Source organism: Flavobacterium undicola, assembly GCF_009909155.2.
Classification (GTDB): domain Bacteria; phylum Bacteroidota; class Bacteroidia; order Flavobacteriales; family Flavobacteriaceae; genus Flavobacterium; species Flavobacterium undicola.
Genome location: NZ_JAAAPM020000001.1, coordinates 254610 through 269807 on the forward strand (window position 1 = coordinate 254610; position 15198 = coordinate 269807).

General features: G+C 33.7%; 13 protein-coding genes. 9 read left to right on the forward strand and 4 right to left on the reverse strand.

Annotated elements, in window-relative coordinates; genetic code table 11:
- The first annotated feature begins 52 nt into the window (after window positions 1–52).
- From GTZ96_RS00990 to GTZ96_RS01005, 4 genes are read left to right on the forward strand one after another with little or no spacing between them, the layout of a single operon-like run.
- The gene (locus GTZ96_RS00990) at window positions 53–1543 is read left to right on the forward strand and encodes a GH3 auxin-responsive promoter family protein (RefSeq protein WP_161640512.1); all 1491 of its coding nucleotides are present in this window, start codon (window positions 53–55) and stop codon (window positions 1541–1543) included.
- Entirely contained in the window at window positions 1543–3222 is a 1680-nt protein-coding gene (locus tag GTZ96_RS00995) for a DUF6909 family protein (protein ID WP_161640513.1), read from the forward strand. Before GTZ96_RS00990 ends, GTZ96_RS00995 begins: the two co-directional genes overlap by 1 nt.
- 24 nt (window positions 3223–3246) lie before the next feature.
- Entirely contained in the window at window positions 3247–4230 is a 984-nt protein-coding gene (locus GTZ96_RS01000) for a UDP-glucuronic acid decarboxylase family protein (RefSeq protein WP_161640514.1), read from the forward strand.
- A 1-nt stretch (window position 4231) separates the two neighbouring features.
- Complete coding sequence (locus GTZ96_RS01005) at window positions 4232–4999, forward strand: glycosyltransferase family 2 protein (RefSeq protein WP_161640515.1); 768 nt, start codon at window positions 4232–4234, stop codon at window positions 4997–4999.
- On the opposite strand, the gene GTZ96_RS01010 is transcribed toward GTZ96_RS01005, so the two are convergent.
- Together GTZ96_RS01010 and GTZ96_RS01015 are read right to left on the reverse strand one after the other, a co-directional pair.
- Window positions 5000–5530 carry an ORF6N domain-containing protein gene (locus GTZ96_RS01010; protein WP_161640516.1) on the reverse strand — a complete coding sequence of 177 codons (531 nt, stop codon included), beginning with the start codon at window positions 5528–5530 and terminating at the stop codon, window positions 5000–5002. It abuts the gene before it with no gap.
- Window positions 5531–5571: 41 nt separating this feature from the next.
- Window positions 5572–6894: a phenylacetate--CoA ligase family protein gene (locus GTZ96_RS01015; protein ID WP_161640517.1), complete on the reverse strand. Its 1323-nt coding sequence runs from the start codon at window positions 6892–6894 to the stop codon at window positions 5572–5574.
- Between the two features lie 151 nt (window positions 6895–7045).
- On the opposite strand from GTZ96_RS01015, the gene purD reads away from it, so the two are divergent.
- The gene (gene purD, locus GTZ96_RS01020; RefSeq protein WP_161640518.1) at window positions 7046–8320 is read left to right on the forward strand and encodes a phosphoribosylamine--glycine ligase; all 1275 of its coding nucleotides are present in this window, start codon (window positions 7046–7048) and stop codon (window positions 8318–8320) included.
- 84 nt (window positions 8321–8404) lie between these two features.
- Here the strand turns inward: purD and GTZ96_RS01025 are convergent, their stop codons facing one another.
- Window positions 8405–8635 (reverse strand): DUF6341 family protein, encoded by a 231-nt coding sequence (locus tag GTZ96_RS01025; RefSeq protein ID WP_161640519.1) that lies wholly within the window; start codon window positions 8633–8635, stop codon window positions 8405–8407.
- A gap of 143 nt (window positions 8636–8778) precedes the next feature.
- On the opposite strand from GTZ96_RS01025, the gene GTZ96_RS01030 reads away from it, so the two are divergent.
- Entirely contained in the window at window positions 8779–9708 is a 930-nt protein-coding gene (locus tag GTZ96_RS01030; RefSeq protein ID WP_161640520.1) for a DUF6427 family protein, read from the forward strand.
- On the opposite strand, the gene upp is transcribed toward GTZ96_RS01030, so the two are convergent.
- Window positions 9703–10356: a uracil phosphoribosyltransferase gene (gene upp, locus GTZ96_RS01035; protein ID WP_161640521.1), complete on the reverse strand. Its 654-nt coding sequence runs from the start codon at window positions 10354–10356 to the stop codon at window positions 9703–9705. The genes GTZ96_RS01030 and upp overlap by 6 nt on opposite strands.
- Window positions 10357–10455: 99 nt before the next feature.
- Between upp and GTZ96_RS01040 the strand changes: the two genes are divergently transcribed.
- The 3 genes from GTZ96_RS01040 to GTZ96_RS01050 all read left to right on the forward strand — a co-directional run bounded on the left by GTZ96_RS01040 (window position 10456) and on the right by GTZ96_RS01050 (window position 15136).
- Complete coding sequence (locus GTZ96_RS01040; protein WP_161640522.1) at window positions 10456–11061, forward strand: DUF4254 domain-containing protein; 606 nt, start codon at window positions 10456–10458, stop codon at window positions 11059–11061.
- A gap of 42 nt (window positions 11062–11103) precedes the next feature.
- Window positions 11104–12114, forward strand: a complete 1011-nt coding sequence (locus GTZ96_RS01045) for a glycosyltransferase family 9 protein (RefSeq protein WP_161640523.1) — start codon at window positions 11104–11106, stop codon at window positions 12112–12114.
- 241 nt (window positions 12115–12355) lie between these two features.
- A complete protein-coding gene (locus GTZ96_RS01050) occupies window positions 12356–15136 on the forward strand; it encodes an outer membrane beta-barrel protein (RefSeq protein WP_161640524.1) in 2781 nt (926 codons plus the stop codon).
- The last annotated feature ends 62 nt before the right edge of the window (window positions 15137–15198 follow it).

Below are 15198 nucleotides of genomic sequence, written 5' to 3' on the forward strand. Positions count from 1 at the left end.
TTTCTGAAAATGGAATTCATTTTTTCTCAATAAATTATAATCAGCAAACAAAATGTCAATAAAATCAATAGCGGCAAAACTATTTGCTAAAAATATTTATAAAAAAACGCAGCTTTGGGCAAGGAATCCGGTAGCGACTCAACAAGCGGTTTTTGAAAGTTTAATCAAAGACGCGCAACAAACGCAATTTGGAAAAGACCATCATTTTGACCAAATTAAAACCACCGCCGATTTTGCCAAGCAAGTTCCTATTCGCGATTACGAAGATTTAAAATCGTATGTGGAGAAAGTAGTAAAAGGTGAGGAAAATGTGTTGTGGAAAGGTAAACCCTTGTATTTTGCTAAAACTTCGGGAACGACTTCTGGAGCTAAATACATTCCGTTAACTAAGGAATCGATGCCGTATCATATCGAAGCGGCTCGAAATGCCATTTTGCATTACATTCATGAAACAGGAAATGCTGATTTTGTAGGCGGAAAAATGATTTTTCTGCAAGGAAGTCCCATTTTAGAAGAAAAGTACGGAATCAAATTTGGACGACTTTCCGGAATCGTAGCGCATTTTGTTCCGAGATATTTACAAAAAAACCGCATGCCTTCATGGGAAACCAATTGTATCGAAGATTGGGAAACTAAAATTGATGCGATTGTTGAGGAAACTTTTGATGAGAATATGACGGTGATTTCGGGAATTCCGTCTTGGGTGCAAATGTATTTTGAGCGTTTGCAGCAAAAAGGAGGAAAGCCTGTTGGTGATATTTTCAAAAAATTTAATTTGTTTATTTACGGTGGTGTCAATTACGAACCGTACAGAGCCAAGTTTGAAAATCTAATCGGACGAAAAGTAGACAGTATTGAATTGTTTCCAGCTTCGGAAGGATTTTTTGCGTATCAGGATTCCCAAAAAGAAAAGGGAATGTTGTTGTTATTAAATTCTGGAATTTTCTACGAATTCATAAAATCGGATGAATTTTACACTGAAAATCCAAAAAGATATACGATTGGCGAAGTCGAATTGGGTGTGAATTATGTGTTGATTATTTCTACCAATGCAGGACTTTGGGGGTATAATATTGGTGATACGGTTCAGTTTACCAGTTTAAAACCCTACAGAGTAATTGTTTCGGGTCGAATCAAACATTATATTTCGGCTTTTGGCGAACACGTAATTGGCAAAGAAGTAGAAAGTGCTTTGCAGGAAGCAATGGAAGGAACCAATATTCGAGTGAATGAATTTACCGTTGCACCACAAATCAATCCTGAAAGCGGTTTGCCGTATCACGAATGGTTCATTGAATTTGAAAACGAACCGGAAAACAGCGACACTTTTGCGGAAGCGATAGACAATGCCATGCGCAAGCAAAACATTTACTACGACGATTTGATTGTAGGCAATGTGTTGCAAAAAGTTGTGGTTACCAAAGTGCCTAAAAATGGTTTTCAGGAATACATGAAATCTATTGGAAAATTAGGAGGTCAAAATAAAATTCCAAGACTTTCCAACGATAGAAAAATTGCTGATGTTTTATCAAAAAGTAACTAATGAAAGAAGCTAAAAACATATCGAGAACCAGAGCTCAGGAATCTTCGGCGGCTATTGAAAAAATGTACATTACGATGCGTCATTTGTTCAATAGAGGTTTTTATAAGCCGATGGGAATTTCGGGCGATACCTTGCGTGAAGCATTGATGACTTTACGTCCCGAAATTTATGGAAATATCGCTGACGAAAAAGTAGAATTAAAAGGACTTTTGTATGTTATAGAGCGATTGCCACTAGGAATCGAAGAATGTCGTTTTATCAATTTGACTTCGGATGAGGGTTATTCTAAATCGCATTTTCAAGCCATTGTTCCACCCAAAAGAAGGCGCAATTGTTACCGAATTGATGATGAACAAATGAATATCGAAATTACCCGGGGACGTTCGGATATTTATGATATTTTGACGCATCTGACTTTTATTTTTATCGAATCGCATAAGATTAAAAACCGCGTTTTATTAGATGATGGAGGCGAAGTTTCGCGCGATTGGGAGAAATTAGAACAGGCAGTTTTACACAATGAAAAATTAGGCTTGGTCGAAAAGGAGATTGCCATTTCGCATGCGGCTAATATTCTGGGTCGAACGTTTGAAGATGTATTGGATATTTACGATGATTTTGGTTCAGGAGCATTACCGGATCGTTTTTTACATATTATTTTTTGGTTGGGAAAATTGGCCATCGAAGAAGTAATGAATAACAACAAAAGAACCATTACTTTCAGTCCTATTCTCAGAGAACGTTTAGGGCATCATATTCACGGCGAAATATGGGCAACGAACATCAAGGAAATATTAAGAGAAAATCAGCTTTTAGAGCGTCCTATTCATATCATTAGTGCCAATATGCACTCGGTAATGAACTCTATTTTTGCTAAAAAGGTTTTAAAAACTACTTTTAAAGGTAAATCGGATTTTGAGATTTTTGAAGAATTAAGCAAACCTACTGCCAATGGATCCAGAAGTAAGGTTGAAGAAGAAGCTATCAAACAAGGAATGATTTCCTTACCGGAGACGGTAGGAACTAATATTGACGTTCAAATTTTTGACACCGCTAAGATTGATTGGGCTACAAGCGCTTTTCCGGAGGCTTATTTTGAAGCGGAAAAACCAGTTTTGATTGTAATGGATTATGCTTTTGGCGAACAGGCTTATGAAACTGTTGATGAGTTATTGAAACCTTATAAAAAGAATATTTTTCTGAATGTTCAGTCGGTTTCTATTATGGGAAAAGCAGGAATTCTCGAAGGCGGAAAAGGCGATATTATGATTCCGAATGCACATATCAACGAAGGAACTGCTGATAATTATTTTTTCGAAAATGAATTAACTGCCGAAATGTTTCAAGGCAATGGCATTGCGGTTTATGAAGGGGCTATGGTTACCGTTTTAGGAACTTCGTTGCAAAACAGGGATTTATTGAAGTTTTTCCACGAATCGACTTGGGGTGTTATCGGTTTGGAAATGGAAGGTTCACATTATCAAAAAGCGATACAATCGGCTTCAAAAATCAGGAAAAGTATCCCAAAAGATGTCAAGGTGCGTTATGCGTATTATGCTTCGGATAACCCATTGGAAACAGGAAGTACGTTGGCTTCAGGTGGATTGGGAACTTCTGGGGTAAAGCCTACTTATTTGATTACCATTAAAATATTGGAACAAATTTTTAATATCAATTAGAAAGTAATTGATGAATAGATAGTTATGAAAAGAATATTGATTACAGGTGCTGCAGGATTTTTAGGGTCACATTTATGCGATCGTTTTATCAAAGAAGGTTATTTTGTTATAGGAATGGATAATCTCATTACGGGAGATTTGAAAAATATAGAACATTTGTTCAAACTCGAAAATTTCGAATTTTACCATCATGATATTACTAAATTTGTTCATGTTCCTGGCGAATTGGATTATATTTTGCATTTTGCTTCACCGGCAAGTCCAATCGACTATCTAAAAATTCCAATTCAAACCTTGAAAGTAGGTTCTCTTGGGACGCATAATCTTTTAGGATTAGCAAGAGTAAAAAAAGCGCGAATTTTGATTGCTTCTACTTCTGAAGTTTATGGAGATCCATTGGTGCATCCTCAAACTGAAGAATACTACGGAAATGTAAATACGATTGGACCAAGAGGAGTTTATGACGAAGCTAAGCGTTTTCAGGAATCCATTACAATGGCCTACCATACTTTTCATGGTGTAGAAACCAGAATTGTTCGAATTTTTAATACTTATGGACCAAGAATGCGATTGAACGACGGTCGTGTAATTCCGGCGTTTATTGGTCAGGCAATTCGTGGTGAAGATTTAACCATTTTTGGTGATGGGTTGCAAACGCGTTCGTTTTGTTATGTGGATGATCAGGTAGAAGGAATTTACAGATTGCTGCATTCTGATTATGTATATCCGGTAAACATTGGTAATCCAGACGAAATTACCATTAAAGATTTTGCCGAAGAAATCATTAAATTAACAGGAACCAATCAAAAAGTGGTGTATCATCCGTTGCCAATAAATGATCCATTACAACGTCAACCTGATACAACTAAAGCCAAAGAACTATTAGGTTGGGAAGCTAAAGTGGGTCGTGCCGAAGGAATGAAAATCACTTACGATTACTTCAAATCTTTGTCTCCTGAAGAACTTTCTAAGGAAGAGCATAAGGATTTCACGGATTATATTAAATAGAATGGAAAGTGCTTTAGTATCTGTAATAATCCCAACATTTAATTCTGAGAAATACATTTCAGATACTATTATTTCTGTCCAAAATCAAACGTATCAAAACTGGGAAATACTATTAGTTGACGACGGTTCCACTGATACTACTCAAACAATAATTACTACTTTTCTAACGGATAAAAGAATTCAATTTTATCCGTTAGAAAAAAATTCAGGTACGGGAGTGGCACGAAATTATGGAGTTTCTAAAGCTGCTGGAAAATACATCTCGTTTCTAGATGCTGATGATTTGTGGAAACCTGAAAAATTAGAAAAGCAAGTCAACTTCATGCAAATGAAAAATTTGCCATTTACTTTTTCGTTTTATGATTGCATTGATGAGCAAGGAAATTCATTAAATAGAAGAATCGAAGCACCCCGAAATTTATCGTATCGCCAACTATTTTTCTGTAATTATGTGGGTAATTTGACGGGAATTTATGATGTGGAATATTTTGGAAAAATTAGTATTTCCAACATTCGAAAACGCCAGGATTGGATGCATTGGTTGACCATTTTGAAAAAGATTAAAATAGCAAAACCAGTTCCTGAAAGTTTGGCTTTTTATCGCATTCGGGAGAATTCGCTGTCCACTTCTAAAACTGCTTTAATCCAATATAATTTTGCAGTTTACAGGCAGTTTTATGGCTTTAACTTAGTAGTTTCTATGTTGTGCATGATTGGCTTTTTATTTACCCAATTGCTTATAAAAACACGTTATTCTAAATCCATTTAATTATTTTTTGTAACCAATTTTTGTTCTTGGTTTTTGCTCTTCTTTTTTCTCGGTTAATTCATCTAAATAGGAGAAAACCAATTCAATATTTTTCCCTTGATTTTCCAGTTTTTTCTGGATTTGAACAATATCTAGTTTCATTTCGGTGGTGTCAAGAAGCATTTGTCTTACTTTAGTGAAAATTCGCATAAATTGAATGTTGGTTTGAATTGCTTTTTCGCTATTCAAAACGCTAGATAACATTAAAATGCCGTGTTCAGTGAAGGCAAAAGGCAAATATTTTTGATGTTTACCTCTTCCATTCTTTAAGGTCACAATTTGTGATCTTAAAGAATCGTATTCTATTTTTGAAAGTTCAAACATAAAATCTTCTGGAAATCGGGATATATTTCTTCTTACGGCTTGTTTTAAAACTCTTGTTTCAATACCATAAAGTATTGCTAAGTCCCTATCCAGGATCACTTTTTGATTTCTAATGTAGTAAATGGTGTTAGAAATTGTTTCTTCCGAAAGAATAAGTTTAGAGTCCATCTCTTAATAGTTTAAGACACTAATATACGATTTTATTTACATTATAAAAATGATGTAAACTGTTTTAGTTTTCCTCTTGCTGTTCTTTCTAAAGTATTTTTTCTAATAAATTCAAAATGTAGGTTGGGCTCTAAATATAAAGCGATGGCTTCTTCTATTTTTTGAATTTGTGCCAAATCTAATTCATTTTCACTTACGTATTCAATCTCAAAACTATCTATTTTTCGTTGTTTGATGACAAATTCTTTGACATTTCCATCGTCTTCAATAATGGATTTGGTTACGTAATAAAATGTCAATCCCGGCGATTTTTTGCCACTCGGTAAAAAAGCAATATCATTGGTTCGACCAATAAGCTGTCTCAGAATAGGTTTTTCTAAAGTACTTTTTTCGTCCAAAATTCCGATGTCACCTATGTCATAACGAATGAATGGATGCGCTTTGTTGAATAAAGAAGTTATCACAATGCGACCTGCTGATCCGTAAGGCAAAACCTGATTGTTCTCGTCCAGAATTTCCACAAAAAGTGTTTCGGCATTGATTTGCCATTCGCCTTCAGTCCCGACACTTCGGGATTCAAAAGCAATTAAATCCAGTTCGGAGGCACCATATTCATTGACAATTGGAATTCCGAATTGTGTTTCTAACAATTTCCTATCGTCTTCAAAAAGCATTTCGGAGGTAACCATACACACTTTTAAAGTGGGGCAAATGTCTTTTAATATGATATTTCGCTTTCGTAAAAATTTAGCAAACAATACAATCGAACTCGTATAACCGTTGAGGTAATCGAATTTTGTATTCTGAAATTTTTTCAGCATTTTTTCTAAAACCACATCCGATAAATCAAAAATAGGAAATCGAAAACGTTTGCTCAAAAAATCCTTAAAACGTTCTTTTTTGTAACCTATAAAATCTAATGGGATACCGTAAAATCGCGCTTGTAGCGACCGATTAAAATCGATTCCAAACCAGCTAAAACGATACATATTAGAAGCCCAAGTAAGCGCATGAGCATATTTGTCTTTGGCAAAAATAAAAGGCTCACCACTGGAACCGGAAGTTTTGTTGATGTAGCTGTTTTTAGTTGTAAAACCTTTCGAAAGTCTGGATTCTAATGGACTTTGAAGATTGGTTTTGTTTAAAACGGGTAAATCTCCCCAGTTTTTATAGTCTTTCGAACCAACTAATTTTTGATAAAAAGCATTGTTTTCTAAATGAAATTCAACAATAGCTTGCTTCTGATTTTCAATAAATTGCTTTTTTTCTTGAGGAGAAAGCGCAACTATTTTGTCCAAATCGGATTTTGCTTTCTTGATTGGGAAAGCATTTAATTGCAGCGAAAAGTCGAAAATAGAAAACATGCGAGTGCTTATTTCTTCAAAAATAAGATTATAACAAGAACTAAAGGTGGAGAATCGACAACTTTTTAAAAAATAATTATTTTTTAAGTTCAAAAGCAATTATTTTTGCAGCACTCTAAAAAATGAGTTTTTGCAACTAAAATTAAAAGACATGAATATATTACTATTGGGTTCAGGCGGAAGAGAGCATGCATTTGCATGGAAAATGGTTCAAAGTCCACTTTGTGATACCCTTTTTATGGCGCCTGGAAATGCTGGTACTGATGCAATTGCTACCAATGTTGCTATTGCTGTAACCGATTTTGAAGCCATTAAAGCTTTGGTTATCAAGGAAAACATCGAAATGGTTGTTGTAGGCCCTGAAGATCCATTAGTAAAAGGTATTTATGATTTTTTCTTGAATGATGCACAGTTGAGTCATGTTCCTGTAATTGGTCCTTCAAAAATTGGAGCACAATTAGAAGGAAGTAAAGAGTTTGCCAAAGAATTTTTGGTAAAACACAAAATCCCAACTGCTGCTTACGATAGTTTTACGGCTGAAACAGTAGAAAAAGGATGCGATTTCTTAGAAACTTTGCAACCACCTTACGTGTTGAAAGCAGACGGATTAGCAGCTGGAAAAGGAGTTTTGATTATTCATGATTTGGCCGAAGCCAAAGAAGAATTGAGAAATATGTTAGTAGGTCAAAAATTTGGTGCTGCGAGTTCAAAAGTAGTTATCGAAGAGTTTTTGGACGGAATTGAATTAAGCTGTTTTGTACTTACTGATGGGAAAAGCTATAAAATTTTGCCAACAGCTAAAGATTACAAGCGTATTGGCGAGGGTGATGCAGGATTGAATACAGGTGGAATGGGAGCAGTTTCTCCAGTTCCTTATGTTGATGCGGTGTTGATGGAAAAAATTGAAACTCGCATTGTAAAACCTACGATTGAAGGTTTTCAAAAAGATGGAATTCCGTACAAAGGATTTGTTTTTATTGGATTAATCAACGTTAAAAACGAACCTATCGTAATTGAATACAATGTGCGTATGGGTGATCCGGAAACCGAAGTGGTTATTCCAAGATTGAAAACGGATTTAGTAGAATTGTTCCTGGCTGTAGCCACTGAAAAATTAGACAAAATTGAATTAGAAATAGACGAAAGAAGTGCTACTACAGTAATGCTTGTTTCTGGCGGATATCCTGAAGATTTTGAAAAAGGAAAAGTGATTTCGGGATTAGAAAACGTGCATAATTCTATTGTTTTCCATGCGGGAACCAAATTAGATAACGGAAATGTATTAACTAATGGAGGAAGAGTATTGGCGGTTACTTCTTACGGTGATTCTTTTCAGGAAGCTTTGGCACAATCGTACCAAAACATTGAGGCAATCCATTTTGACAATGTGTATTTCAGAAAAGATATTGGTTTCGATTTAGTTTAATCAAAACCATAATGATATAAAAAAACCGAATTGCACTTTAAAATGCAATTCGGTTTTTCTTTGAAATCTATTTGTATTCTATTCTTATTTTAAGAAAGAATGCGCAGTAGTATCTTGATTTTCAGTTCCTGCATCATCAAAAATACGTAATTGTTTAATCCAGTAAACCATTGCAGATGCACAGATAATCATAAAAATCCAGTTGATAAAGTTTGCACCAAACCAAGAAACTAGTTCACATGAACGTAATAGATCTAATGGTTTGAAAAGAAAATCAACAAAAAGAGTTTGTATTCCTTCGAAAAATGCTTTCATGATGTATAATTTAAAATTTTATGAATCGTTTTATAATTGAGTAAATAATTAAAAATTTCATTAGTCCAATAAAATTTTATTATAACTCGTTTCCTTTTTAAACAAGTATTATATTTACAGTCACAAAAGTATAAAATATCCTTATGATTACAAGTGTTTTTAAAAAATCTACACTATTAAATTTTTCTTTAGTAGTATTTTTGATATTGTTTTTCGATTTTATATATCAAATTCAAGATTTAGCTTGGTCAAATTCGGCTGTTTTAGTTTTTAAAAAGACTGCAATAGGAATTGTAATTTTGGCTTCGGCATTGATTACTAATTTTATATCTAAAAGAAATGGTCTCAGTAAAGACAGTGGGTATAGCATTTTATTCTTTCTCTTGTTCCTCCTTTTTTTTCCATCACTTTATGATAATATCAATCTTGTTTTTGCTAACTTTTTTATTCTTTTAGCTTTTCGAAGATTGATTTCGTTACAATCTCAAAAGGCGTCCAAAGAGAAAATTTTTGACGCTTCCTTATGGATTTTTGTAGCTGCCTTATTTCATTTTTGGTGTATTCTGTATTTGGTATTGGTGTTTATTTCTATTATTTCACATGTTTCGGGGGATTATAGAAACTGGCTTTTACCTTTTATTGCCTTTTTTGCAATAGCTATTATTTTTGCTTTGTATTCGTTAGTATTTAATGCCGATGCGATTAGTTATATTACTAATGGAATAGAAACTAATTTAAGCATTGATTATTTTACCAATAATTATCAGAATGCAGCGCTGTCTATTTATGCCACGGTGGCTTTGTTTTTTGTTATTTCGATGCTAATGACCTTATCTTCCAGACCATTATTATTGCATGCTTCGTTCAAGAAAATTATTATTGCGTTTTTAATTGCTGTAGTAATTTATGTGATTTCGACTCATAAAAGCAATGATTTATTGGTGTTTACGATTGCTCCTTTGGCAATGATGGCTACTGGTCATATCGAAATGCCACAGTTAAAATTAAATCAGGAACTGGCTTTAGGCGTTTTAATGTTGTGTAGTTTATTTGCTTTTTTCTCTCAATTATAATTTGATTCCGTAAGCTAAGTCGCCAGCGTCTCCAAGACCAGGAACAATGTAGCTGTGCTCATTTAGTTTTTCGTCTAAAGCGCCTATCCACAAATGGCAGTTACCAGGTAAATGTTTTTCTAAATAGGCAATGCCTTCTGGCGCGGCAATTGTAACGGCTATATGAATTGTTTTTGGCGTTCCTCTTTCCATCAATCTATTGTAAACCACAACTATAGATTGACCCGTAGCAAGCATAGGATCGATTAATAACAAGCATTTGTTATTGATATCAGCAATGGCTTGGTATTCGACTTTTATTTCAAAAAAATTATCATTATTGGGATGGTGTCTGTAGGCCGAAATGAATCCATTTTCGGCTTGGTCAAAATAATTTAAAAATCCCAAATGCATACTTAAACCCGCTCTTAAGATGGAACAAAGTACAATAGCATCGGCAATTTGAGTTGTTTTTTTGGTTCCAAGAGGAGTTTGAATTTCGATGGTTTTATACTCTAATTCTTTGCTCAATTCGTAAGCCATAATTTCGCCGATACGCTCTATATTTCGTCTAAAACGCATTGCATCTTTATGGATGTTTACATCTCTTATTTCTCCTAAAAAATGGTTTAAAATGCTGTTTTTTTCTGATAAATAATGGATTTTCATAGGAGAAGAATTGTTAGTTAGGAATGCGAAACAGAAAGTTAAAATGTAATTTTTTTATAAAAGTATAAAAAGTATCTTTGTCTAAATAAAAAGATAAATATGTTTTCAAAATTAGCTTATTCCGTTTTTGAACAAAGTATAAAAGATTATCACCAATTTGATAATGTAGACCAACCGATAAACAATCCTTTTCCTAAGGAACAGTTTGAGCATTTATTGTACCTGAAAAATTGGATTGACACTGTACAATGGCATTTTGAAGACATTATTCGTGATCCACAAATTGACCCAGTTGCTGCTTTGACTTTGAAAAGAAGAATTGATGCATCTAATCAGGAGCGTACTGATATGGTGGAATATATTGATAGTTATTTTCTACAAAAATACAGTAAGGTTGTTGTAAAAGAAGCGGCTAAAATCAACTCAGAAAGTCCAGCTTGGGCATTTGACAGATTGTCAATTTTAGCATTGAAAATTTACCACATGACTGAAGAAGCTAATCGTGCAGAGGCTTCACAAGAACACAGAGACAAATGTCAGGAAAAACTAAATATACTTTTAGAACAAAGAACTGATTTATCAACTGCTATTGATGATTTGTTGACTGATATTGAAAATGGAGATAAATTCATGAAAGTGTACAAACAAATGAAAATGTACAACGACGACGAATTGAATCCTGTTTTATACCATGGGAAGAAATAATTGAATAGTCAATTGACTCCAAAAATAAAGCATATAGCCGTCATGAGACTCTCCGCAATGGGAGATGTTGCCATGACGGTTCCTGTTTTACGCGCCTTTGTAAAACAGTATCCAACGGTTCAAATTACCGTGGTTTCACGACCATTTTTCAAACCTTTTTTTGACGGAATTCCGAATCTTTCGTTTTTTGCTTTTGATGAAAAAGAGCGTCATAAAGGTTTTCAAGGTTTGCTGCGATTGTTTCAAGAATTAAGAAAGTTAGAAATCGATGCTTTTGCCGATTTGCATAATGTGCTTCGTTCTAAAATTGTGCGAACACTTTTTGCCTTAAGCGGAAAAAAAGTAGCTGCCGTTGACAAAGGACGTGAAGGGAAAAAGGCATTAACCGCTCTTGAAAACAAGGTGTTCAAACAACTCCCAACGATGTTTGAAAACCATACTCAGGTATTTCAAAAATTAGGTTTTGCTGTTGATTTATCGAATCCGGAATTTCCTGAAAAAGCAGATTTAAGTCCTGAAATTGTTTCGATAATAGGTGAAAATCACCAAAAATTAATCGGAATTGCACCTTTTGCACAATACGAATCTAAAGTCTATCCTTTGGATTTAATGCAAGAAGTAATTGCTCAATTAGCTGAATCCCGAAGTTTCGGGACAGAAAATAAAATTTTACTTTTTGGTGGAGGAAAAAAAGAAATCGAAATCTTAGATTCTATTTCGTCTCCATACAAAAACGTTATCAATATGGCGGGGCAACTTAAATTTCAACAAGAATTACAACTTATTAGTAATCTTGATGTGATGCTTTCTATGGATTCCGGAAATGCGCATATTGCAGCAATGTTAGGGGTAAAAGTAGTCACACTCTGGGGCGCTACACATCCTTTTGCTGGTTTTGCACCATTCAATCAACCACTCCAAAATGCGTTGGTTTCCGATAGAAATTTGTTCCCTAAATTACCCACTTCTGTTTACGGGAACAAAAAAGTAGAAGGTTATGAAGACGCTATGCGAACGATTTCCGTTGATTCTATTGTGAAAGTTTTAAAGTAATGTAAACTAGTGAATTGAATCAAATTCATAGTTTTGTTTATTGTTGTTTTTCGTGATTTTTTTGAAAGAATAATTTTATCAATTATTTAACTAATAGCTTTTAAATTATAAGTGTAAAAAATACTATTTTGGCTCGCTGTGAGTTAGGTCTTACAACTCAAGGTTAATCTAGGGAAAAGAGGACTTTTTTTATCGAGTTGCTTTTTTTTTAATGTTAATACAATATAAACAGAAACTATTTATGCCAAAAATTACATTAACAATTGCAATTTTGTTCTTATTCTCTTTTTCAGCATTTTCTCAAAAAGCAAATCTTTCGGGTACTTTAACCGATGGTAATGAAAAAGCACCCGTTTACAATTCGGTTGTCGCTTTATTAACCCCCGTCGACTCTATTTTATATAGGTTTACCCGATCGGACAAAAAGGGGAACTTTAATCTCAAAAATGTAAAAGCAGGAAACTATATTTTGATGACTTCTCATAGTCAATATGCCGATTATGTAGATGGCGTAATCGTTAATGAAAACGATAAAAATATGGGGTCAATTGCTTTGAAAAGCAAAATAGAAGTGCTTCGAGAAGTAGTTATAAAGACGGGTTCCATTAGAATTAAAGGAGATACTACCAGTTACAGGGCAAGTGATTTTAAAGTAGATGCCAATGCCAACGTAGAAGAATTATTAAAAAAACTGCCAGGAATACAAGTAGATAAAAATGGCGTTATAAAAGCCATGGGTGAAACAGTGCAAAAAGTATTGGTAGATGGCGAAGAATTTTTTGGTGATGACCCGGGCATGGCGGTAAAAAATTTACGTGCAGATGCAGTAAAAGAAGTACAGGTTTTTAATAAGAAAAGTGATCAGGCCGAGTTTACAGGAATAGATGATGGCGAATCAAAAAAAACAATTAACCTGAAATTAAAAGAAGATAAAAAGAAAGGTTATTTTGGTAAAATAGATGCTGCAAATCAACCATTTTCAGATGAGGATTCCCGATATAATACTAATTCGATGTTTAGTAGTTTTAAAGGAAAAAGAAAATTATCTGCTTTTTTACTGAATGGAAACACGGGTCAGGATGGACTTAGTTGGCAAGACAGTGAGAAATTTGGAGGACGAGATGATGTAAGCATGAACATGGATGACGATGGAAATGTAAGTTATGAATGGACAGGTGGCAATAATGATGAGGAACCTTATATTAATACTCAAAATGGTTTTATCAAAAACACTAACGCAGGGTTGCAGTACAGCAACAAGTGGAATGATAAACAAACATTGAATGTTTCGCCAAAATTTAATAAGCAAATTTACACCAACAATAATAGCAGGTTTACCCAAAGACAAGTAGGAGAAACTCAGTTAAATGAAAACACATCGACAGTAAGCAATGTAAACAGAAGTAATTTTAAACTAAATGCTACTTACGATGTAAAATTAGATTCTTTAAATTCCATAAAATTTACCGCCAAAACCAATTTTTATAATACAGAAAGCGATGAATTTACAGATGGAACCACTACTGGAGCTGATGGAGTGCTAAAGAACAAACAGCAAAAAACATTTACTACAAATTCAGATAAGGAATCTTTGTTTGCAAGTGTTTTGTTTAAACATAAATTCGCTAAAGCACGTCGTACATTTTCTGTAAACAGTAGTTGGAGCAGCTTGAATACAAATTCAGATAATTTTTTAAAGTCTTTCAACGAAAGTTATGATGGAGGTGTTTTTTCGTCTAGGACTGATGTAGATCAAAACAAAGTAGGAGAGAAAACAACTCAAAATCTAGCTGTAAACCTTACTTATACAGAGCCTCTTAGTAAAAAATTCGCATTACAATTTGCTTATCAACTTACTCATAACACTGGCGACAGCGATTATTTAACCTATGATTATTCGGATGTTACAGGCAAGTATGATGTGGTTGTAGATGATTTATCAAATCAGTTCAAGCATTCGATAACAACGAATAAGCCCAATTTAAAATTGAGTTACAATTCTAAAAAAATAAATTATAGTTTTGGAAGTGGTTTTGGTTTTACAACATTTGATTTGCAAGATCAGACTATGAACAAAGAATATAAACGCAGCTATACCAACCTTTTTCCAGCCGCAAATTTTAATTATAAGTATAAAAGCAACAGTAATTTGCGTGTTGATTATCAAGGAGCAACCAGACAGCCTAGCATTGATCAATTACAGCCTTTGAGAAACAATCAGGATTTCTTTAATCAAGTTGTAGGTAATCCTGATTTAAAGCAATCTTTTACCAATAATGTAAGGATATCACACAGTAGTTATAGTATTTTGACAGAGACGCATTTTTACCAAAGTATTAATTTAAGAACGACTTCCAATTTAATTTCTTACAACAAAGATATAGATCCGGAAAGCGCTAAAACAATTTCTACACCCATAAATACAAATGGTAATTTTTCCGGTAATTTTTATTTTGGATATGGATTTAAGATAAAAAAAATAGATTTACATGTTAATCTTAATCCGTCTCTTAGCTATAACAAATCAGTAATTAGTATTAATAACAAAATCAACGATTCAAAAAATTTAAATTCAGGATTTTCAATTTATTTAAATAAATCAAAAGAAAAGAAATACGAATTTAGTTTAAGCAATAGTTTTTCGAATAACAGAAACAGTACTTCTCAAAATGATGAAACAAAATCATTTAATACCAATAATTTGAGTTTGGATATGGGGATTTATTTCAGAGAAAAATGGAAACTGTCCACAGACTACAATTTAAATTCTCGTCAAAAAACAACCGATTTTCAAGACAATCTTACCAATCAATTGTGGAATGCAAGGCTTCAACGTACCTTTAAAAAAGATGAGTTTACGGCTTATATCATGGTACGAGACATTTTGAATCAAAATGTAGGTATAAATAGATATAATTATGAAAACATAATAGGAGAGGAACGAAATGATAGGCTCAAAAGATATGTGATGGTAGGTTTTACCTGGAATTTTAAAAACGGGGGCGAAACAGCAAAAAAATAAATTAGTAACTGTTCTGAAAGAAGTTTATCAAACAGCAATAAAGAGCATTCAAAAAATCAAAA